The 22,107-nt window shown below is 29.6% G+C and carries 19 protein-coding genes and 1 riboswitch; of the genes, 14 read left to right on the forward strand and 5 right to left on the reverse strand.

Translation table 11 applies throughout. The features are described 5' to 3' along the window. The first annotated feature begins 200 nt into the window (after positions 1 to 200). From dnaA to EYR00_RS00035, 7 genes are all read left to right on the forward strand, one after another. Complete coding sequence (gene dnaA, locus EYR00_RS00005; protein WP_003535522.1) at positions 201 to 1,547, forward strand: chromosomal replication initiator protein DnaA; 1,347 nt, start codon at positions 201 to 203, stop codon at positions 1,545 to 1,547. 155 nt (positions 1,548 to 1,702) lie between these two features. After that, on the forward strand, positions 1,703 to 2,812 hold the full coding sequence (gene dnaN / locus EYR00_RS00010; protein ID WP_003535521.1) for a DNA polymerase III subunit beta: 1,110 nt from the start codon (positions 1,703 to 1,705) through the stop codon (positions 2,810 to 2,812). A gap of 209 nt (positions 2,813 to 3,021) precedes the next feature. Beyond that, positions 3,022 to 3,228 carry a S4 domain-containing protein YaaA gene (gene yaaA, locus EYR00_RS00015; RefSeq protein WP_003535520.1) on the forward strand — a complete coding sequence of 69 codons (207 nt, stop codon included), beginning with the start codon at positions 3,022 to 3,024 and terminating at the stop codon, positions 3,226 to 3,228. Continuing rightward, positions 3,228 to 4,325 (forward strand): DNA replication/repair protein RecF, encoded by a 1,098-nt coding sequence (gene recF / locus EYR00_RS00020; RefSeq protein WP_003535519.1) that lies wholly within the window; start codon positions 3,228 to 3,230, stop codon positions 4,323 to 4,325. The genes yaaA and recF overlap by 1 nt, the downstream gene beginning before the upstream one ends. After that, positions 4,325 to 6,250 (forward strand): DNA topoisomerase (ATP-hydrolyzing) subunit B, encoded by a 1,926-nt coding sequence (gyrB, locus tag EYR00_RS00025; protein WP_003535518.1) that lies wholly within the window; start codon positions 4,325 to 4,327, stop codon positions 6,248 to 6,250. The genes recF and gyrB overlap by 1 nt, the downstream gene beginning before the upstream one ends. Positions 6,251 to 6,267: 17 nt before the next feature. After that, complete coding sequence (gene gyrA / locus EYR00_RS00030) at positions 6,268 to 8,727, forward strand: DNA gyrase subunit A (RefSeq protein WP_003535517.1); 2,460 nt, start codon at positions 6,268 to 6,270, stop codon at positions 8,725 to 8,727. Between the two features lie 53 nt (positions 8,728 to 8,780). Beyond that, positions 8,781 to 9,290, forward strand: coding sequence for a GNAT family N-acetyltransferase (locus EYR00_RS00035; protein WP_003535516.1), 510 nt, complete (start codon positions 8,781 to 8,783; stop codon positions 9,288 to 9,290). Positions 9,291 to 9,315: 25 nt separating this feature from the next. Here EYR00_RS00035 and EYR00_RS00040 read toward each other — a convergent pair whose 3' ends face one another. From EYR00_RS00040 to EYR00_RS00055, 4 genes are read right to left on the reverse strand one after another with little or no spacing between them, the layout of a single operon-like run. Beyond that, positions 9,316 to 9,750 carry an HAD hydrolase family protein gene (locus EYR00_RS00040; RefSeq protein ID WP_335755770.1) on the reverse strand — a complete coding sequence of 145 codons (435 nt, stop codon included), beginning with the start codon at positions 9,748 to 9,750 and terminating at the stop codon, positions 9,316 to 9,318. Beyond that, positions 9,741 to 9,959: an HAD family hydrolase gene (locus EYR00_RS00045; protein ID WP_003535514.1), complete on the reverse strand. Its 219-nt coding sequence runs from the start codon at positions 9,957 to 9,959 to the stop codon at positions 9,741 to 9,743. Before EYR00_RS00045 ends, EYR00_RS00040 begins: the two co-directional genes overlap by 10 nt. Next, positions 9,956 to 10,279, reverse strand: coding sequence for a hypothetical protein (locus EYR00_RS00050; protein ID WP_117792143.1), 324 nt, complete (start codon positions 10,277 to 10,279; stop codon positions 9,956 to 9,958). Before EYR00_RS00050 ends, EYR00_RS00045 begins: the two co-directional genes overlap by 4 nt. A gap of 42 nt (positions 10,280 to 10,321) precedes the next feature. After that, positions 10,322 to 10,666 (reverse strand): class I SAM-dependent methyltransferase, encoded by a 345-nt coding sequence (locus EYR00_RS00055; RefSeq protein ID WP_003535509.1) that lies wholly within the window; start codon positions 10,664 to 10,666, stop codon positions 10,322 to 10,324. A gap of 136 nt (positions 10,667 to 10,802) precedes the next feature. Next, a riboswitch (Lysine riboswitch) is annotated at positions 10,803 to 10,970 on the forward strand. Between the two features lie 51 nt (positions 10,971 to 11,021). On the opposite strand from EYR00_RS00055, the gene EYR00_RS00060 reads away from it, so the two are divergent. The 7 genes from EYR00_RS00060 (at position 11,022) to EYR00_RS00090 (ending at position 21,465) form a co-directional block, all read left to right on the forward strand. Further along, positions 11,022 to 12,527, forward strand: a complete 1,506-nt coding sequence (locus EYR00_RS00060) for a Na+/H+ antiporter NhaC family protein (protein ID WP_008792541.1) — start codon at positions 11,022 to 11,024, stop codon at positions 12,525 to 12,527. Positions 12,528 to 12,624: 97 nt separating this feature from the next. After that, positions 12,625 to 15,531 (forward strand): EAL domain-containing protein, encoded by a 2,907-nt coding sequence (locus EYR00_RS00065; protein WP_008792540.1) that lies wholly within the window; start codon positions 12,625 to 12,627, stop codon positions 15,529 to 15,531. 131 nt (positions 15,532 to 15,662) lie between these two features. Continuing rightward, complete coding sequence (locus EYR00_RS00070) at positions 15,663 to 16,250, forward strand: TetR/AcrR family transcriptional regulator (RefSeq protein WP_008792539.1); 588 nt, start codon at positions 15,663 to 15,665, stop codon at positions 16,248 to 16,250. Between the two features lie 65 nt (positions 16,251 to 16,315). Further along, positions 16,316 to 17,011: an ABC transporter ATP-binding protein gene (locus EYR00_RS00075; protein WP_009009591.1), complete on the forward strand. Its 696-nt coding sequence runs from the start codon at positions 16,316 to 16,318 to the stop codon at positions 17,009 to 17,011. After that, a complete protein-coding gene (locus EYR00_RS00080) occupies positions 17,012 to 19,255 on the forward strand; it encodes an ABC transporter permease (protein WP_003535499.1) in 2,244 nt (747 codons plus the stop codon). Between the two features lie 85 nt (positions 19,256 to 19,340). Next, positions 19,341 to 20,621: a serine--tRNA ligase gene (gene serS / locus EYR00_RS00085; RefSeq protein ID WP_003535496.1), complete on the forward strand. Its 1,281-nt coding sequence runs from the start codon at positions 19,341 to 19,343 to the stop codon at positions 20,619 to 20,621. A 16-nt stretch (positions 20,622 to 20,637) separates the two neighbouring features. Next, positions 20,638 to 21,465, forward strand: coding sequence for a Cof-type HAD-IIB family hydrolase (locus EYR00_RS00090; protein ID WP_003535488.1), 828 nt, complete (start codon positions 20,638 to 20,640; stop codon positions 21,463 to 21,465). Between the two features lies 1 nt (position 21,466). On the opposite strand, the gene EYR00_RS00095 is transcribed toward EYR00_RS00090, so the two are convergent. Next, entirely contained in the window at positions 21,467 to 22,039 is a 573-nt protein-coding gene (locus tag EYR00_RS00095; RefSeq protein ID WP_226828658.1) for a substrate-binding domain-containing protein, read from the reverse strand. Positions 22,040 to 22,107: the final 68 nt, after the last annotated feature.

The raw sequence follows: 22,107 nt of genomic DNA on the forward strand, positions 1-22,107 counted from the left end.
GATAACTAGATAGCCACATTTTTCACATTCACATAAATCTTTATGCACAAGTAAAGTTGTGAATATTGTGAATTTCTAATAAAAACCTACGGAAATGTAACAATTATTGTGAATAACTTTGTGAACACTCTTTTTTAACTGTTTTTATCCTTTAAATTTACATTTTATTAACTTATAATGAGGTTTGCGGAGGTTAAAAAATGAGCGATAATAGTAAGATTTGGCAATTATGCCTCGACACTTTAGAAAAACAAAATTTGCCAGAAGAACGTAAAATCGATAAAGTAATCATGGAATCTGTTTTTCGAAGTGCAAAAATAGCATCCATTAACAATAACAAAGTTATTATTACAACCCCATTTTCATTTAATGTTGAAACAATTAAAAATAACCAAAAAGACATTGAAGATATTCTTTCTGGGATGTTAGCTTCATCAATTAATCTTGAAATCGTTGGTGAAGAAGACTTTAAAAAATCTGTTGCCGTTAAACAAGAAACGCCATTTAGAGATAATCTGAATCGTACCTTGACATTTGATAACTTTGTTGTAGGAAGTTCTAATCGCATGGCACAAAATGCAGCTCTATTAGTATCTACTAATCCGGGTTCTAATTTTAATCCACTGTTTATTTATAGTAATCCTGGATTAGGTAAGACCCATCTATTAAATGCAATTGGAAATTATGCAAAAGAAGTAAATCCAGCGCTTAGAATTCGTTATATTACAAGTAAAGATTTTGTTGATGAAGTTATTGGGGCAATGAAAGGCCGTGATGGTGATGAAATCTATGATAAGTATAAAAATCTCGATATTTTATTAATTGATGATATTCAATTTTTATTCAATAAAGAAAAAAGCAGCGAGATATTTTTCCACATTTTTAATGAATTAATTAATAATAATAAACAAATTGTTATTACAAGTGATAAGATGCCTGAAGAATTACAAGGAATTGAATCACGTTTAATCAGCCGTTTCAATTCAGGATTAAGTTTCGGAATTGATCCGCCAGAATTTGAAACAGCTCGCGCTATCTTAGAAAAAAAGATAGAAAATCTTGATAATCCTTCTTTAATTATTCAAGATGATGTTGTTGATTTTATGGCTAATCATTATTGTAAAGATATTCGTAGTCTTGAAGGGGCTTTAAAACGTCTTTTCTTCTGTAGCATTATGAATCATACTAATAATATTGATATGGCTTTTGCATTAGAATCTTTTAAAGATGATAAAATTGTTCAAAATCCAAAGAGTTCCCTAACTAAAGAAAGTATTTTAAAAACAACTGCAGAATTCTATTATCTGACAATCAGTCAGCTAATTTCAAAAAACAAGACACGTAAATTAACAACCCCAAGAGAAATGTGTATGTATTTAATGCGGGAATTATTAGATATTACTTTTGCTGAAATTGGGGCTACTTTTAGCAATCGAGATCATTCAACAGTAATGAAAGCATGTGCTCGCGTAGAAACTAAAATCAAGAAAGATCCTGACTACAAATTAGCAATAAATAAGTTAAAAGACAAATTAGGTATCGTTTAGACACAAAACTACCACAAATTGCACACATAGTTATACACATAAAAAACACTGATTATATCAGCTTATTTAATGCTTATGCACAATATTCACACTATAATAATATTAATAGCATTATTTTAAATAATTATATATAATTAGTCACAAGGAGGAAATTTATGAATTTTAAAATAAAACGACTTAAATTATTAAATGCTCTTGCTAAAGCAACTAAAGCAGTTTCAATTCGAAGTCCCTTACCAGTATTGACTGGAATTAAGTTTGATTTACAAGACGATTGTTTAATTCTAACTGGTAGTGATTCTGACATTACAATTCAAACTAAAATTGAAAAAGATGAAGATTTAACGATTTATCAAACTGGTGGGGTAGTTTTAAATTCTCGTTACATCTTAGATATTGTTCGTAAGATTGATAGTGATGAAATTAAAATTGAGATTTTAGATGGTGCTTTAACTAGAATTTCGGGAGCAACTTCTAAATTTGACTTAAATGGTACTGATGTTTTAGATTATCCACGAATTGATTTATCAAAAACTGGAACAAAAGTATTATTAAATGCACTATCTTTAAAAGATATTATTTCACAGACCAAATTTGCTGCTAGTGATAAAGAGCACAAACCAATTTTAACAGGAATCAACTTTAAAGCAGGAAATCGTCAATTAGAATGTACAGCAACGGATAGCTATCGTCTAGCTAAGAAAATTGTATCTTTAGATGAAGACGTTACTTTCAATATTACAATTCCTCAAAAATCTTTAGATGAAATTTCAAAAATTATTGAACGTGATGAAATGATTGAAATGTATGTTTCTGATCGTAAAGTCCTTTATGTGTTTGATAATAATATTATTCAAACACGATTAATTGATGGAACTTTCCCAGATACTAATCGTTTAATTCCTGATGCTTTTGATTATGAACTAGATTTAGATGCTCATTATCTATTAAATGCTATTGATCGTGTTTCATTACTAACAAATGAACAAAATAATATTATTAAATTAGATATGTCTGATGAAAAAGTCGTCCTATCATCATATATGCAAGAAATCGGTTCTGTAGAAGAAATTTTAGATAAATCTTTTTATAAAGGAACACCAATAAGTATCTCATTTAGTTCAAAATATGCAACTGATGCAATTAGAGCTTTTAATGAACCAAAAATTAAAATTTTATTTACTGGAGAAATGAAACCTTTTATTATTAAAGATTTTGAAAAAGATGATGTAATTCAATTAGTTTTACCAGTAAGAACTTTCTAAGCTACATTATGTAGCTTTTTTTTTCGTGAAAGTATTTTTTTACTAGTTGTTTTATTTATATGTGGATAAATTTTAAATATGAGCGAATTTTAATAAAAAATAAGATTTTATTCATTTTTATAAAAAATGCGTTAAAATGCTTATTTTTTTGATTTTAACAACAATTTATGTTATAATAACTCTAGATTTTATAAAAAAAGAGGATAGTCATGAAAAAAATTCAAATAAGAGATGAATATATTACCCTAGGACAGTTTTTAAAGTATGCAGGATGTGTTTCTAGTGGAATCGAAGCTAAGATGGTTATTAAAGATGAATTAGTGATGGTTAATGGTGAAGTGGAAACAAGAAGAGGCAAGAAACTTCGAACTGGTGACCAGATAGAATTTAATGGAGAGTCTTTTGTTATTGATTAATGAAAGTTAATTCATTATGTCTAGACAATTTTCGTAATTATAATCATTTTTTTATTGAGTTTGATCGTGATATCAATATTTTAATTGGCAGTAATGGACAAGGTAAAACTAATCTGATCGAAGCGATTTATTTATTGTCAGTAGGAAAATCTTTTAAAACTCATATAAATAAGCAGATGATTATGTTTGATTGCGAATTTGCGAAAGTAAAAGGTGAAGTCACTTCCAATAATAAGCTCCGTAGTTTAGAAATGATTCTTGGGAGTGATTTTAAACGTGCGAAAATAGATGACCAGGATATTTATAAAATTAGTGAATATGTTGGTCTTTTAAATGTCGTAGTTTTTGTTCCTGATGATCTTTATTTAATTAAGGGCAGTCCAAATAATCGCCGACGTTTTATTGATTTAGAATTATCAAAAATCTCACCTATCTATGTTTTTAATTTAAGTAAATACAATAATTTACTTAAGGAGAGAAATAAGTATTTAAAAATTTTAAATCAAAAGAATCGTGATGGTGATGAATATTTAGAAGTACTTGACGAACAGATGGCACGATTGCAAGTAGAGTTGATTAAAAAAAGAATTGATTTTATTAAGAATTTAAATCAAAAAGTAACTTCTATTTATAATTTAATTGCTAAAAATGATAATGAGAAAATTAGCTTACGATACAGTTGTTTCCTTAAACAAGAGTTAACGTATGAAAATATTTTAGCATTATATAAAAAAAATCATCAGCGAGATATTCGATATATGCAAAGTCATTTAGGAATTCATAAAGATGATTTGAAAATCTTTATGAATGGCAATGCTGCAGATTTATTTGCTTCACAGGGGCAACAAAGAACGATTGTATTAAGTCTAAAGATTGCGTTGATTGAATTGATTAAAGATGAAATAGGAGAATATCCTGTTTTACTATTAGACGATGTTTTATCTGAGTTAGATGAAGCGCGTAAAAATATGTTATTAGATATTTTGAATCAGAAAATTCAAACTTTTATTACAACAACTTCAATTGATGGAATTAATCATCAAATTGTTGAAAAGGCAAAAAAAATCTATATTAAGGGTGGCAAGGAGGCTACATAATGTCAGAAGAAAAAGTAGAACATAGTTATGATGAATCCGATATTCAAGTCTTAGAAGGACTTGAAGCGGTTCGTAAAAGACCAGGAATGTATATTGGGACAACTTCAATTAGGGGATTACATCATTTAGTTTGGGAAATTGTTGATAACTCGATTGACGAGGCATTAGCTGGATATGCTAGTCATATTCGCGTAATTTTAAAGGATGATGATGTTGTTCAAGTAATTGATGACGGTCGAGGAATGCCAACCGGTACTCATGCTAAGACTGGAATCTCAACAGTTGAAACAATTTTTACAGTATTACATGCTGGTGGAAAATTTGGTGGTGGCGGATACAAAGTATCTGGTGGACTTCATGGGGTTGGAGCCTCAGTTGTAAATGCGCTTTCAGAATGGTTAGAAGTAAATGTTCATCGTGATGGACATGAATATTATCAGCGTTTTGAAAATGGTGGGAAACCAGCAGGTGAATTAAAGATTATTGGTGACTCTGATATAACAGGAACAATTGTTACTTTTAAGGCTGATAAAATAATTTTTAAAGAGGGTACTGTTTATGATTATGATACACTCAGACAAAGAATTAGAGAGTTAGCATTTTTAAATAAGGGATTACGTTTATCGTTAGAAGATCAACGTAACGGTGTGGATCGAAAACATGAATATTATTATGAGGGCGGAATTAAAGAATATGTTGCCTATATTAATAAAAATAAAACACCGATTCATGAAGAAATAATCTATGTTGAAGATATGCAGCAAGAAATTACAATTGAAGTAGGAATGCAATATAATGATGGTTATCAATCAAATATTTATTCCTTCTGTAATAATATCAATACTCATGAAGGGGGAACTCATGAAGAAGGTTTCCGTTTAGCTTTAACACGAGTTATTAATAATTATGCTAAAAGTAAAGGACTGCTAAAGAAAGATGAAGAAGCTTTATCTGGTGACGATGTTCGTGAAGGTTTAACAGCGATTATTTCGGTTAAACATCCTGATCCCCAATATGAAGGACAAACTAAAACAAAATTAGGTAACGCTGAAGTTCGAAAAATTGCCAGCAATATTATTAGCGCATCATTAGATAAATTTTTATTAGAAAATCCTGATACAGCTAAGATTATTGTTGATAAAGCTATTGTTGCAGCAAGAGCAAGAATGGCAGCTAAAAAAGCTCGAGAAATGACAAGAAGAAAAAATGTTCTTGAAGTTTCAAACTTGCCAGGTAAATTAGCTGACTGTTCAAGTAAAGATGCTAGTGAATGTGAAATCTTTATTGTCGAAGGGGATTCCGCTGGGGGGAGTGCCAAAATGGGACGTGACCGTCGAATTCAGGCAATTCTACCATTACGTGGAAAAATTTTAAACGTTGAAAAATCGAGATTAGAAAAAATCCTTGGAAATGCTGAAATTCGTTCTATGATTACAGCGTTTGGTACAGGAATCGGAGAAGAGTTTAATCTAGATAAATTAAGATATCATAAAATTGTAATTATGACCGATGCCGATGTTGATGGTGGGCACATCAGAATCTTAATGTTAACATTCTTGTATCGTTATTTAAGACCGTTAGTTGAAGGTGGCTTTGTTTATGCGGCTCAACCACCACTTTATTTATTGAAACATGGTAAAGATGAATATTATTGTTATAGTGATGAAGAACTAGATGATTTGAAAACTAAGATTGGTGAAGGTGCTAAATATAGTATTCAACGTTATAAAGGTCTTGGAGAAATGAATGCAGAACAACTTTGGGAAACAACGATGGATCCTGAAAAACGAATTTTAAATCAAATTGATTTAGACGAAGCAATGGAAGCGGATATGATTTTTGATATGTTAATGGGTGAAAAAGTTGAACCAAGACGTGAATTTATTCAAGAAAACGCTAAATACGTTACTGATTTAGATATTTAAGATAAAGGAGATAAATAATGGAAGAACGGGGAATTAGAAAAGTAAAACTAACATCTGAAATGAAAAACTCTTTTATGCAGTATGCGATGTCAGTTATCGTATCAAGAGCTTTACCTGATGTTCGAGATGGGTTAAAACCAGTTCAAAGAAGAATTATTTACGGGATGAGTGATTTGGGATGTACTCCAGGTACACCATATAAGAAATCTGCCCGTATTGTCGGAGAAGTTATGGGGAAATATCATCCTCATGGTGACTCTTCAATATATGAAGCTTTAGTTAGAATGGCTCAAGATTTCTCATATCGTTATATGTTAGTTGATGGTCATGGGAATTTTGGCTCAATCGATGGTGATGGAGCAGCAGCACAACGTTATACTGAGGCAAGAATGTCAAAAATATCTAGTGAGCTGGTTCGTGATTTAAAGGAAGATACAATTGATTTTATTCCAAACTATGATGGTGAAGAACAGGAACCGGCGGTTTTACCGGCTCGTATTCCCAACTTACTAATTAATGGTTCAACGGGGATTGCAGTTGGGATGGCTACTAATATTCCACCTCATAACTTAGTAGAAGTGATTGAAGCAATTTTAGCAGTTGCAAAAGATCCGGATATCACAATCATGGAATTAATGGAAAATTATATTCAAGGTCCTGATTTTCCAACTGGTGGTTATATTTTAGGTAAAACAGCAATTAAAAAAGCCTATGAGACAGGAAATGGTCTAATTGTCATGCGAGCAAAAACGGAAATTGAAGAAAAAGGAAGTAAAAAAGTTATTGTTGTTACTGAAATTCCTTATATGGTCAATAAAGCTCGGATGATTGAAAAAATGTCACAGTTAGTTCGGGAAAAGAAAATTGAAGGAATTACAGAAATACGTGATGAATCAAATCGCGATGGTATTCGAGTTGTAATTGAATTACGTCGGGATATTCAACCAGAAGTAATTTTGAATCAATTATATAAATTAACATCATTGCAGACAACCTTCGGGGCTAACTGCATTGCCTTGGTCAATAATGAACCAAAAACATTAAATCTAAAGGAAATGATTACTTTATACCTTGATCATCAAGAAGAAGTAATTAAACGACGTACTAAATTCAGATTAACTAAAGCTGAAGACCGAGCTCATATTTTAGAAGGATTAAAAAGAGCTCTTGATCAAATTGATGCTATTATTGATTTAATTAGATCAAGTCGTACTACTGAAATCATTCAAACTAGATTGATGGAAGAATTTAATATGTCTGATAAACAAGCTAAAGCAATTCGAGAAATGCAATTACAACGTCTAGCTGGTTTGGAAAGACAAAAAATTGAAGATGATTTAAATAAATTATTAGAAATTATTGCTGATTTAAAAGATATCCTAGAAAATAGAGAACGTTTATTATCGATCATTCATGATGAATTAGAAGAAATTAAAGATAAATATGGTGATAAACGCCGTACGGAAATTATTCAAGGAACATTTGATTTAGAAGACGAAGATTTAATTCCAGTAGAAGACGTTATTATTTCTTTAACTAATAATGGATATGTTAAGAGAATGCCAGTAGATACATACAAAACACAAAACCGTGGTGGACGAGGAATCAAGGGAATGGCAACTAATAGCGATGATATTGTAAGTTCGTTAATTAATATGTCGACTCATGATGATCTATTATTCTTTACAAATTTTGGTAAAGTATATCGTTTAAAAGGATATAATATTCCAGAGTTTGGACGTTCGGCTAAAGGTTTACCTGTTGTAAATTTATTAAATCTTGATAAAGAAGAACAAGTTAAATCGATGATTAGTATTAATCGTAAGCAAATTGAAGAAAATAATGATTATTATTTATTCTTTGTAACTGCTAGCGGTTTAGTAAAACGAGTTCACATCAATGAATTTGAACGAATTCGTCAATCTGGAAAGATTGCGATAAGCTTAAGAGATGATGATCAATTAGTTTCGGTTAAATTAACAGGTGGTAATGATCAAATCTTAATCGCCGCCTCTAACGGTAAATTAGTTCGTTTTGAAGAAACTAATGTTCGGCCAATGGGACGAAGTGCTAGTGGGGTTAAAGGAATCAATGTTGATGGTAGCGAAGTTATCGGAATGACAACTGATAAAGAAGGTAAATATATCATGGTTGTGACAGAACGTGGTTATGGTAAGATGTCGCCATTAGAAGAGTATCGTTTGTCAAATCGTGGTGGTAAAGGGGTTAAAACTATTAATGCAACAGAGCGAAATGGTCAAATCGTTGCATTGCGTGCTGTTAATGGCGATGAAGATTTATTAATCATTACTGACGATGGAATCATGATTCGTTTACCAATGGAACAAGTTAAAACAGCCGGTCGAGCTACACAAGGAGTACGTTTAATTAAAGTAAATGCAGAAAACAAGGTATCTTCAGTAGAGGTAGTTGAAAAAGCTGCTGAAACAGAAGAAGATAAATCTGAAGAAGAATAGAATTAAAAGTATCGCTTAGCGATACTTTTAATTCTTTGAAAAAGGAAAATAAAATGATTATAAGACCAGAAGAAAAACAAGATTTTAATGAAATATATACTGTAGTAAAAGCCGCTTTTGCAACAGCTGAACATAGTGATGGAAATGAACAAGATTTAGTTATAGCTTTAAGGACTGGTAATAATTATATTCAAAAATTATCATTAGTTGCTAAAATTGATAATCAGCTCGTTGGTTATATTATGTTTACAACAGCAAAAGTTGGAAATGATACAGTATTAGTTTTAGCACCATTAGCTATTTTACCAGCATTTCAAAAACAAGGGATTGGTAGTACTTTAATTAACAAAGGCCATCAAATTGCTAAAGAATTAGGATATGAATATTGTTTAGTTTTAGGTAGTGAGCACTATTATCCACGATTTGGATATTTACCAGCTGAACAGTTTGGAATCAAAGTGCCTAAGGGAATTCCTTCAATTAATTTTATGGCAAAAAAACTGATATTTAGAGCTGGTAAAATTAGTGGCGAAGTTAAATATGCAAAAGAATTTGGAATATAAAATAACTCTCACTTAATTGTGAGAGTTAATTTTGATTAATAAAAGCTAATATTTGTTCTATTATATCAAAATGATACTGTGCACTATTTTTAATAACTGTTTCAACATGATTAAAAGTAAAACTGTTATCAGTACATTGCAGCATACAAATATCATTTTCACCATCTCCAATTGTATAAAGTTGCTCAGCTTTTAATTGATAGAAAAGTTTTAATAATTCAGATGCTTTAGAAATATCTTTAGCTAAAATATCAGTATAGCGGGAATTATGAAAGACATTAATATTTTCAATTTGGTCAAATGTATACTGCTTTCTTTGGGCAATAGAATCAAATTCTAAGGCAAACGAAATAATTTCATTTCTTATATTTTCTAAATCTTCTAGGTTATTGATTACAATACTCTGGGACATCGTATTTGCGGTTATTATTTTATTATTACTTTTAGTTGTTAATCTAATGTAACAGCTCCATTAGCACAAATGACATAATCAAAGAAATCAATATCATATTTCTTAATACCATCTTTGAATTTCTGAGGACTTCTTTCGGTTACGATAATAAAGATGTTACCAGCATCTCTAAATTGTTTAATTTGTTTTCTAGTTTCAGGTAGAATTACTTTATTTGTAGTAATTGTACCGTCAAAATCACTACCAATTATCTTCATTTTTTCCTCTTTCTTGCAACAAACATTCCGGCATGGGTAGTCAAATAAAAAAGATTATTTTTATTTAAATATTTTTGCATATATTCATATGGTTGTTTTTTCTTTTTATATAGTGGCTCAAGATTAAGACTTAGACCTTTACCACTTAAAATAAATTGATAATAAAGATCCAAGTCAGTTATTTCATAAACCTCTTTTCGATCATATAATTTTATATCTTGAAAATATTTTTCTAATTTTGTTTTACCATTTTCATAACCAAAGAGTTGATATAAAATTTCTTGATTAAATGAGATTTTTGAATCAAAATCTTTTAACATAACATCTCTTTCTTTCATCATATCTTTAGCAATAGTTGAACATTAGAGAATTCCATCATCTTTTAAAATACGATTGATTTCTTGTAATGCTTTTGGTAAGTCGTCAAAATACATGAAAACATGATTTGCTATAACGACATCAAAACTTTTATCAAGATATGGTAAATAATAACAATCAGCTTCTTCAATTGTTTTAATTTGGGGTAAATGTTGAGTATTGTTTTGACATTCTTCAAGCATTTTCAGAGAAATATCAGCTAAAGTAATCGAAATATTATTAGAAATTTTATTTTGATTATTTAACCAAATAGTTCCATCACCACACCCAATATCTAGTATCTTGGCATTGGGACAAAATTGATTATATGTGTATTCGATAAATAACACCTCCCTTGCTTTTTCATTCTAGCAAGTGACGTTACGTTCCTGTCAATAGTTAAATAAATATAAAATGTTCTCACTTTAGAACAATTTTATTGACAAGAACAAATTGCTTTGATAAACTCATGGAGGATAAAATTAAATAATTGGTAGAGGTGCAATGATCAATAGTAGCAAAATGTAATGTTTGGTGACAGCATTTGCGAAAGGGTGATTTGCCGAAGGAAATAGTAACACCAATTACTATTTACCTGGGGGATTATAGAAGATATAATTTCCTGTCACATTCATGTGGAGCGCTATCTTAGTATATAAGTACTTTGATTGTTGCCAATTAAAGTATTTTTTTATGGAGGAAAAGATGGATTTTGTACAAACAGGGTGGGCGTTATTGCCACCGGTCATTGCAATTTTAATTGCATTAAAAACTAAAGAAGTTTATTTATCATTATTTTTTGGAATTGTTTCGGGGGCTTTACTGTTAAGTAACTTTCATATTATTGATACTGTTAATGTTATGTTTGATACAATGATTGGAAGTTTAAGTGATACATGGAATATCGGTATTTTAATATTCTTAATATTTTTAGGAATTATAGTTACATTGATGACTAAAGCGGGTGGAAGTAGAGCATATGGACTTTGGGCAAAAGAAAAAATAAAATCAAGACAAGGCTCACTATTTTCAACCTTCTTGTTAGGAATTTTAATCTTTGTAGATGATTATTTTAATTGTTTAACAGTTGGAAGTGTAATGCGTGAAGTAACAGATGAATTTAGTGTTTCAAGAGCAAAATTAGCTTATATTATTGATAGTACTGCGGCTCCAATCTGTATTATTGCTCCAATTTCTAGTTGGGCGGCTGCTGTAAGTGGTTATACAAGTGGTGATGGTTTTAGTTTATTCTTACAAACAATTCCCTTTAACTTGTATGCTTTATTAACAATCGTAATGGTGACTTATGTTATTAAGAAAGATTTTCATATTGGAACAATGAAACATCATGAAATAGCTGCTCAAAATGGTGATGTGCATAATGGTGTAAATGATTATGAAGAAGGAGAAGAAATGGAAGTTTCTGATCAAGGGCGGGTTTATGATCTATTATTGCCAGTTTTTTTCTTAATCATTAGTTGTATTGTGGGAATGTTATACACAGGTGGTTTCTTTGAAGGAGTATCATTCATTACGGCTTTTACTAACTGCGATGCTTCAAGAGGACTGGTCTTGGGATCATTTTTTACACTAGTATTTATCTTTATTTTGTATCTTCCTAGAAAGATTATTAGTTATGAAGATTTTGCTAAATGTATACCAATGGGATTCAAAACGATGGTTCCAGCGATGATTATACTTACTTTAGCATGGACTTTAGGGGATTTAGTGTCAGATAAATTACAAGCTGGGGTCTTTGTTTATAATTTAATGCAGGGAGCTAGTATCTCTACAGCAATTTTACCGGTTTGTTTATTTTTAGTTGGAACAGGTCTAGCATTTGCAACGGGGACTTCATGGGGAACTTTTGGAATTTTAATTCCTATCGCGACTTCGATTTTCCCCGAAGGTTCACAAATGCTTGTAATTGCGATTGCATCTATTTTAGCAGGGGCAGTCTGTGGCGATCATATTTCACCAATTTCTGATACGACGATCATGGCTTCGGCCGGAGCTCAATGTAATCATGTTAATCACGTCACTTCTCAGATACCTTACGCAATGTTAGTTGCTGGAGCTTGTGTTGTTGGATATTTAGTTGCTGGTTTTACTACAAATGTTGTATTGACATTTGTGATTGCAATAATTGCCTTATTCATATTTATTTTTATAACCAAATATTTTTATAATTTTAAAGCAAAGAAGGACTAAGTGTCCTTTTTCTTTATACTTTATTTTATAATTATATTAAATAACGGTTATATTTGATATAATGAAAATAGAGTGTGACCAGAAAGGTGGTGTTAAAATGGAAGAAAGTCATAATTTTTATTTAAACGATTATACTGAATTTGTTAAACAGGCGACTGATATTATCGAAAGTAATAAGAATAGTAAAAATTATGTAATTATGTACGCTGATTTAACTAATTTTCAATTAGTTAATGACTTTTATGGTTTTATTGAAGGGGATCGTTTTCTTTTAGAATTTGCTAAATTTTTAAGTATGTCTCCACGGACAATTTTATGTGGACGTGTTTTTTCAGATCATTTTTTAAGACTATCTTTATTTGAAGATAATTGTGATATTGAATCTGTAACAAGGAATTATGAACAAAAATTAGAAACTTTTATTTCATCGCAAGAAGAACATCACCCGGATTCAAAGATTGCTGTAGCAGCAGGATTGTGTCCAGTTAAATTAGAAGAAAAAGCTATCATTAAAGCAATTGATCAAGCTAATATAGCACGAAAAGAAGCTAAAAAAGATAATCATTGTAAACTAGTTTGGTTTAATGAAGATATGCAGAAATTTATTAATAAACGTAAAATATTAGAAATTGAGATTCAAAATGCTTTACGTAATAAATTATTTACATTCTATCTTCAACCTAAAGTTAATATTAATACGGGAAAAATTGTTGGAAGTGAAGCATTAGCCCGCCTTATTAAAGATAATAAAGTTATTTATCCTGATCAATTTATTGAAATAATGGAGAAAAACGAAACAATAATTGACTTAGATTTTCTTATTTGTCAGCAAGTATGCAGGTATCTTCGAGAAAGAATTGATCAAGGCAAAAAACTAATTCCTGTATCAATGAATATGTCAAGAATGCATGTTTATGAAACTGGTTTTGTTGCTAGGGTTAATAAAATTGTTAATAAATATAATATTCCTCCATATTTATTGGAATTTGAATTAACAGAAACGGTTATTTTGAAGAATTTAACCAAGGTGAGAGAAGTAGCTGATGAATTACGAAGTTTTGGTTATCGTGTTTCGATTGATGATTATGGAACAGGTTACTCAGGGATGAATATTTGGCAAGATCTAAATTTTGATATTGTTAAATTGGATCGTTCATATATAACTAAAAGAGAGTCAAATAATAATCGCAATAATATTATTATTCCTGCAATCGTTGATATTTGTAATAAGTTACAGACAACAATTATTTGTGAAGGAGTTGAAACATTGGATCAATGTTTATATATGAAACGTTTTGGATGTAATGTAGTTCAAGGTTATTATTTTTCAAAGCCAGTTAGCACAGTAGAATTTGAAAAAATGATTGATGAAACGGACGGTAAATTTAATTTACCATGGAATAAAGATGATTTTAAATATACTTCTGTTGACAATATTTCTCAAAGTGAAATCAAAGCTATTACTAATTCTATCTTTAATTTTATTCCTGGTGGGGTGGCTGGATTCAGTTATGAATTAGAACTACTATTTGTAAGTGATAGTTTGGTTGAATTAAGTGGTTATAGTCGAGAAGAATTGCTAAGTGGAGGAATTGAATGGCCTAAAAAGTTGTTTTATAGCGAAGAAGAATTTAAACATGTTTTCTATCATAATGGATTAGCTGATCGTTCTTCTAAAAATTTAGTTGAGTTTAAAATTAAAGCTAAAAATGGTAAAACCGTGTATATTAATATGTATGGGGGATTAGTTGATAGTCCAGAGTGGGGTTCATATTATTTATGTTGTTTTTATGATGTTACAAATGAAAAAGTGAATGAATTAAAATCACATGAATTACAAGAAAATATAAATAGTTTATTAAAAAATATTAACGGTGGAATTGGTAAAATGACACTTGATGGCAAAGGAACAATTTTATTTGCATCAGATGGTTTTTATAAAACGATTGGGTATACTCGTACTGATTTTAATCAACCGCCAATCAATAATGATTTAAGTCAGATAGTTAGTAAAGAAGCTTATTTTTTATGTAATCATGTAATTGAACAGATTAAAGCTGGTAAAATCGATTATTTTGAAGTTGAAGTAAATTCCAAAACTGCACAAAAGATTTGGCTAACGATCTATTTTTCTAATATTCACAGAGAAAATGGAAAATTAGTAGCTGATGTTTTTTGTATCGATAGCACTGTTGATCATCAACAAATGATGCTAGAACAACACTGTAATGAGATGGAAGATAATTTAAATATTGTTATTGAAAATACCCCAGGGGATATTGTCGTTATTAAAATAAAAGATGATCATATTACCACTAAATTCCTTAGTCATGGATTATCTAAAATATTTGATTTTGAACAATCTGAGTTAACAGATATACTGAAACATAATAAAGGATTTGATTTAGTTTATGAAGATGATCGAGAAGTTTTAGCTAAACAATTTATAGAATTATCTAAACAAAAAAGTTGTGTAAATTTTGATTATCGCTCATATTATAAAAATGGTAAAGTCAGTTGGCATAATATCAATGCAAACTTTTATCGTCAAGAAGAAGATGGAACAATCATTTATCATGGAATTATCACTAATATTAATACTCTTAAAGAACAACAAGAACGTGCGGAAAAATTAAAAGATCGTTATAATTTTATTTTATCAGTGTTGGCTGTTGATGTTTGGAATTTTGATGTTAGAAATAATCGGATGGATAGTTTATATATGGATGATAAATTTAGTATTGATTTACCTAAAGGAGCAAAAATAGTTCCTGAAAAATTATTAGAAGATGCGCTTATTTTACCTGAAGATCAGAATAAATATTTAAATATGCTCACTTCAATAAGAGCGGGACAGAAAACAGCCCATGATAAATTACATTGTCGAATTAAAACGGGTGAATATAATTTATTTGATCTTATGATAAGAGTAAAGGATACTAATTCAGATATGGCTATAATTATGGCTAAAAATTTTGATCAATTTTTTAATAAAAAAGAATAGGAAAAAATAAGGGCTAAATTATTTAGGCCCTTATTTTAATAATGAACGGTTGTTAACTAATGATTTTTAATGAGCTTTGATGATTGTTTTAGCTATTAATATCACGTATGATGTTGTTGTGGGGTGAGAAGATGCAGATAAAAAAAGAAGATTTAAAGAATGATATTATTGAAGCTGCTAAAGTGGAATTTTTGCATCATGGCTACGAAGGGGCTTCAATGAGAATAATTGCTAGTAAATCACATACCACCTTGGGAAATTTATATAATTATTTTACTAATAAAGAAGAATTATTAGGAGCTGTATTAGAGCCATCAATTAAGTCATTAAATAAGTTAGTTGAGGTTCATCTAAATGAAGAAATTCAAGTTCATTCACTAGAAGAGGTTGATGAAGCACTTGATCAATTTGGAGATTTTTTTGAAGAAAGTGATTTTCGATATATAATGGATGAACGATTAATTATCCTTTTTGAATTAAAAACGACGGAATATAAAGAAAAAAGGGATTGGTTTCTTTTAAAATTTAAGCAACATATGGCATGGCATCTTAATATTGAAGATATCAATTCGCCGTATATTGATATTATTACAAATATGTTTATTGATTGTATTAAGCATGTATTAGTAAGTCATGATAATCTTGAAATGCAAAAACAAGAATTTTTAAAAGTTTTCAAAATGTTGTGTACAGGCATTGTTGTTAACGAAGAAAAATAAAAACTTGCAGTGATGATTCATTGTCTTTTGAATACATGTTTTTATTATGCAAAAAAGGAGAAAATATGATTAAATTTGAAGAAGTATCAAAGATTTATCAAAATGGAAATAAAAAAATTTATGCTTTAAATAAGGTTTCTTTTACGATTAATAAAGGTGAATTTGTCATTATCTTAGGACCGAGTGGGGCAGGGAAAAGTACTTTATTAAATATTTTAGGGGGAATTGATCGTCTTGATGAAGGAAAAATAATTATTGATAATGAAGTAATTTCGAATAAAAATGAAAATGAATTATCAGATTATCGAGCTCATCAAGTAGGATTTATATTTCAATTTTATAATTTAATTCCAACACTGACGGTTTATGAAAATGTAGCCTTGATGAAGGAACTAAAAAAAGATATTATGCCAGTTGATAACGTTTTAGATCAAGTAGGACTATTAGTGCATAAGAAAAAATTTCCTCATCAGTTATCTGGGGGAGAACAACAGCGAGTTTCAATTGCTCGAGCAGTGGTCAAAAATCCAGAGATTCTTTTATGTGATGAGCCGACGGGAGCTTTAGATAGTGATACGGGAGCAAAAGTATTGAAGTTATTACATGATATGTGTAAAGAATATCATAAAACAACTATCATTGTTACCCACAATACTAATTTGCAAGCTATCGCTGACAAAGTAATTCGAGTAAAAAATGGTCAAATCAATACAATTACAACAAATTCTCATCCTCTTGATGTGATGGAGGTGGAATGGTAAATGTTGTTTAAAAAAATGATTCGAGATTTATGGAAAAATAAGGTTCAGTTTGGAGCTATATTTATTATGATGTTTTTAGGTGTTTTTATCTTTTCAGGTATATCTAGTGAATATCATGGACTTGAAGTAGCTTTAAATAACTATATTAAAGAGAATAATTTAGCTGATGCTTGGCTTTACCAAAAGGAATTTAGTGATTCGACTCTTAATGAACTAAAAAAACAGACTGATTATGAACAAAGAATGTATGTCTCTACAAGCAATAAAGCGGTTGATAATAGTAATATTGATCTCTATATTACTGATAGTAATAAAATTTCAACTCTTAAAGTCGTTAATGGTAAATCATTTAATAATCAAGATGATGGTATCTGGCTTGATGCAATGTATGCTAAGAAAAATGGTTATCAGTTAAATGACCAAATAACTTTAAAATATCAGAATTTTGAATTAAGTAAGAAAATTATTGGTTTAGTTTATTCCCCTGAAAATATCTATCTGGCTAAAGAAGAGCAACTGACACCAAATCGTCAAAAATATGGTTTTGCATATGTAAATAATAATAGTTTTCCTAACACTTTATACCATCCGAATCAACTAGTCCTTTCCTCAAAAAAAGACATTAGTAAAATAGTTGATCAATTATTAGCTGGTAATGAATACAAGCTAATTCTCCAAAAAGATCATCCTAGTGTAAATATGTTGACTGGAGAGATTGCCCAGCATCGCTCGATAGGTTTGGTTTTTTCATTAGCTTTTTTATTTATTGCTGTTTTAATTACGATTACAACAATGCATCGGGTTTTGCAAAGTCAACGAATGCAGTTAGGAATTTTAAAAGCATTAGGTTTTAAGAAAAGAAAGCTACTGATCCATTATTTATCACATTCAACATTTATTTGTTTAGTTGGTTCAATATTAGGTTACTGGCTTGGTTTAATAATAATGCCAGCTTTGATTTATCCAATGTTTGAAGAAATGTATGTTTTACCGGTTTTAACTAGCCAACCAATAGTTTTAGGATATTTATTACCAATTGGCTGTACTATATTATGCATGTTAATTAGTTTTTCTGTCTGTTTCAAATATTTAAAAATGAATGGTGCAACAATTCTTTACAGCAATAATTTAATTAGTAATTCAAGTTATTCACTAGCATGGAGCAGTAATCTACCATTTCGATTTCAATGGAATATTCGTGATATTATTCGAAATAAATTACGGAGTCTTATGACTATTTTTGGAGTTTTGGGCTGCACTGCATTATTATTTAGTGCTTGTGGCCTATATGATACAATGACTAATTTGACCGATTGGAATTATACTAAATTACAAAATTATAAATATAAACTTAATTTAAATGATAATCTTAATGAAGAGCAAATTGATTATCTTTTAAACCAGACTAAAGGACAGACATTATTAGAGAGTACAGCTAAAATAGTAATTGATGAACAAAATTTAGATGTTTCGTTAACAGTCTTGGAAAATAATGATTATATCAAACTTGCTCAAGATTTAAGTAATTTTAAATCTTTAAAAGAAGGAATTGCATTATCAAAAAAAATAGCCGATAAGCTTGATTTAAAGGTAGGAGATATAATTAAGTGGAAAGGAAATTTAGATCATCAAGAATATCAATCTAAAATATCTTTAATTATTAGAACCCCGAATATCCAAGGAATTACGATTATGAAAGAAGAATATTTGCAAACTGGTCATCAATACTATCCCACTGCAATCATTGGGAGTAAAAATCAAGATTGCTTGACCAATCTAACAAATATTTCTTCAATCCAGTATCAGCAGGACTTATTAGAAAGTTTTGATGTTTTATTAGAGGCAATGATCCTAATTATTATTATTCTAGTTTTAGGTGCAATTATTTTAGGTGGAGTTATTTTATATAATTTAGGAGTACTGTCTTACTTAGAACGTTATTATGAATTTTCTACATTAAAAGTATTAGGATTTAAAGATACTCAGATTCAAAAAATCTTGGTTCAACAAAATATATGGTTATCAATGATAGGAATTTTATTAGGTTTGCCTGTAGGATATTTATTGATTGAATACATGATATCAACGATTCAAGATACAATGGATGTAATTAATTTCATTGCTTTACCTTCTTACTTATATGCAATTTTAGGCACTTTAGTTATTTCCTGGGTAATAAGTAAAATTATTTCATTAAGGATAAAACATATCGACATGGTTTCTAGTCTAAAAGCAAATGATTAAAAGAGAAACATCTTGATAATAATTGAATAAGGTGCATAATTATTGTATAATTTTAAAGAATATATATAAGCAAGGGAGAATTAAAATGATTGATATTGCGATATTAAGAGAAAATCCAACCTTAGTTAAAGAAAACATGAAAAAGAAATTTCAAGATGACAAGATTGGATTAGTAGATGAGGCTTACAAATTAGATAAAGATTATCGAGAAGTTTTAACTAAAGCTAGTGAATTGAGAAGTAAACGTAATAAATTATCTAAAGAAATTGGTCAATTTATGCGTGAAGGAAATAAAGATGCGGCTGAAAATAATAAGAAACAAGTAAGTGCAATGGCAGATGAATTAGCTAAATTAGAAGACTTAGAAACTCAATATGGTAGTGAGTTAAAAGCAATTATGATGAAAATTCCTAATTTTATCGATGAATCCGTTCCATTAGGAAAAGATGATAGTGAGAATGTTGAAATTACTAAATATGGGGAACCAGTCGTACCAGATTTTGAAATACCTTATCATACTGAAATAATGGAAAATTTTGATGGTATTGATATGGATGCAGCTGGGAGAGTTGCTGGACAAGGTTTTTATTATTTAATGGGTGATATTGCTCGTTTACATTCTGCAATTTTATCATATGCTCGTGATTTTATGATTGATCGTGGCTTTACATATGTTATTCCGCCATATATGATTCGTAGTAATGTAGTTACTGGTGTTATGAGTTTTGAAGAAATGGATAGCATGATGTATAAAATTGAAGGGGAAGATTTATATTTGATTGGTACTTCTGAACACTCAATGATTGGTAAATTTATTGATAACATTTTAGAAGAAGATAAATTACCATATACGTATACTTCATATTCACCATGTTTTAGAAAAGAAAAAGGGGCTCATGGAATAGAGGAGCGTGGAGTATATCGAATTCACCAATTTGAAAAACAAGAAATGATTGTTGTATGTAAACCTGAAGACAGTAAGATGTGGTTTGAAAAACTATGGAATAATACTGTTGATTTATTTAGATCATTAGATATACCAGTAAGAACTTTAGAATGTTGTTCTGGAGATCTAGCTGATTTGAAATCTAAAAGTATTGATGTTGAAGCTTGGTCACCAAGACAAAAGAAATATTTTGAAGTTGGTTCATGTTCAAATCTAACTGACGCTCAAGCAAGAAGATTAAATATTAGAATTAATGGTGAAAATGGAAAATATTTTGCTCACACTTTAAATAATACAGTAGTTGCACCACCAAGAATGTTGATTGCTTTCCTTGAAAATAACTTAAATGAAGATGGCAGTGTAAATATTCCTAAAGCACTACAACCATATATGGGAGGTAAGGAAAAGATAACTAAATAGTTATCTTTTTATCTATATGAAAACTCTTTATATAAGTGATTTAGATGGAACGCTATTGAATAGCCAAGGAAAAATTAGTGATTACAGTATTAAAACAATTAATAACTTAATTAATGAGGGAATGATTTTTACATATGCTACTGCTCGTTCTCTAGTTTCCGCTTCACCAGTAACAAGAGGATTAATCAAAAATCTTCCTTTGATAATCTATAATGGTACATTTATTGTCAATGGCGAAACTGGAAAACTGCTTCATAAGAATATTTTTAATTCAAAACAAGTAGCGCATATAAAAGCAATAATGGAAAAAAACCAATTAAAACCTATGGTATATGCACTAGTAAATGAAAAAGAACGAGTAACGATAATAAATGAAAGCCTTCATGAAGGGGTAAAATATTATCTTAGTAAGCGTAAAACCGATTATCGAATTAATTTAACATTAGATTACTTATCTTTGTATGAGGGTGAAGTTTTCTATTTTACCATAATTGGAGATTATGATAATCTTCGACCAGCTTATGAAAGTTTAAAGGATGATTTAGATTATAATATTACTTTTCAACAAGAAATATATCGTAAAGAATACTGGCTAGAAATTATGCCTAAAAGTGCCTCTAAAGCAAGTGCTATTTTAAAGTTGAAAGAACTTTTAAACTGTGACAAGATAGTTAGTTTTGGTGATGCAATCAACGATTTGCCAATGTTTGCAATATCTGATCAAAGTTATGCAATGGCTAATGCAGTAACCTCTTTAAAACAACAAGCTACAGCAGTTATCAAAAGTAATGATGAAGATGGTGTTGCTCACTGGCTTAAGGAGCATGTTATAAACACTAAATAAATCAGTAAGATAAAAAATAGTTTTTATGATTTAATATCGAAGTAGTTTTTAAATAATTAATAAAATTACTGATCAGTGGATTATAATTATCTTGATCATAGATTAGATAAACACTTTTTTCACTTAATGGTGTTAAGGGAATAGCTTTAAGATAATCGTTATAGCAATTATCTTTTGTAAAGGCATGCAAAATTGCGCAACCTTGATTACAGGCAATCTTCAATAAATTCCCTTCAAACTCAGGATAATTGTCTTGATAGTATAATTTTCTAACATCAAATAAAATATTTGGAAGCTCCTCTTGGCTAACAGTTTTTTGATTAGCTAAGGGGTTATTTTTATTTATTAATACTATTAAAGAATATTTTTTTATTAATATTTTTTGATAGTCAGGATATTTAGGAAATGATAATCCTAGGGCTATATCTATCATCCTTTGTTCAAGCGCATGATATAATTGATAATTTGCATAGCTTGTTAATTCTATTTTTATATTAGGAAATTCGTTTATAAAATCAGAAAATATAGTAACCAATAATTGAGGATCTAAATTTTTAAGAAAACCAATTTTAATTGTACCTTATTGTCCTTTTAAGAAAGAATCAATATTTAATTTTGAATGATTAAATTGATTAATTATTT

Origin of the sequence: Thomasclavelia ramosa DSM 1402 (assembly GCF_014131695.1) — a bacterium.
Lineage (GTDB): Bacteria > Bacillota_I > Bacilli_A > Erysipelotrichales > Coprobacillaceae > Thomasclavelia > Thomasclavelia ramosa.

What these genes read in the sequence shown, in the direction of transcription:
- EYR00_RS00080 (WP_003535499.1), top strand. Translation starts at nt 17,012, where the DNA reads ATGTTGTTTAAAAAAATGATTCGAGATTTATGGAAAAATAAGGTTCAG.
- dnaN (WP_003535521.1), top strand. Translation starts at nt 1,703, where the DNA reads ATGAATTTTAAAATAAAACGACTTAAATTATTAAATGCTCTTGCTAAA.
- dnaA (WP_003535522.1), top strand. Translation starts at nt 201, where the DNA reads ATGAGCGATAATAGTAAGATTTGGCAATTATGCCTCGACACTTTAGAA.
- EYR00_RS00075 (WP_009009591.1), top strand. Translation starts at nt 16,316, where the DNA reads ATGATTAAATTTGAAGAAGTATCAAAGATTTATCAAAATGGAAATAAA.
- serS (WP_003535496.1), top strand. Translation starts at nt 19,341, where the DNA reads ATGATTGATATTGCGATATTAAGAGAAAATCCAACCTTAGTTAAAGAA.
- EYR00_RS00065 (WP_008792540.1), top strand. Translation starts at nt 12,625, where the DNA reads ATGGAAGAAAGTCATAATTTTTATTTAAACGATTATACTGAATTTGTT.
- EYR00_RS00070 (WP_008792539.1), top strand. Translation starts at nt 15,663, where the DNA reads ATGCAGATAAAAAAAGAAGATTTAAAGAATGATATTATTGAAGCTGCT.
- yaaA (WP_003535520.1), top strand. Translation starts at nt 3,022, where the DNA reads ATGAAAAAAATTCAAATAAGAGATGAATATATTACCCTAGGACAGTTT.
- gyrA (WP_003535517.1), top strand. Translation starts at nt 6,268, where the DNA reads ATGGAAGAACGGGGAATTAGAAAAGTAAAACTAACATCTGAAATGAAA.
- EYR00_RS00035 (WP_003535516.1), top strand. Translation starts at nt 8,781, where the DNA reads ATGATTATAAGACCAGAAGAAAAACAAGATTTTAATGAAATATATACT.
- recF (WP_003535519.1), top strand. Translation starts at nt 3,228, where the DNA reads ATGAAAGTTAATTCATTATGTCTAGACAATTTTCGTAATTATAATCAT.
- EYR00_RS00090 (WP_003535488.1), top strand. Translation starts at nt 20,638, where the DNA reads ATGAAAACTCTTTATATAAGTGATTTAGATGGAACGCTATTGAATAGC.
- EYR00_RS00050 (WP_117792143.1), bottom strand. Translation starts at nt 10,279, where the DNA reads ATGTTAAAAGATTTTGATTCAAAAATCTCATTTAATCAAGAAATTTTA.
- gyrB (WP_003535518.1), top strand. Translation starts at nt 4,325, where the DNA reads ATGTCAGAAGAAAAAGTAGAACATAGTTATGATGAATCCGATATTCAA.
- EYR00_RS00060 (WP_008792541.1), top strand. Translation starts at nt 11,022, where the DNA reads ATGGATTTTGTACAAACAGGGTGGGCGTTATTGCCACCGGTCATTGCA.
- EYR00_RS00045 (WP_003535514.1), bottom strand. Translation starts at nt 9,959, where the DNA reads ATGAAGATAATTGGTAGTGATTTTGACGGTACAATTACTACAAATAAA.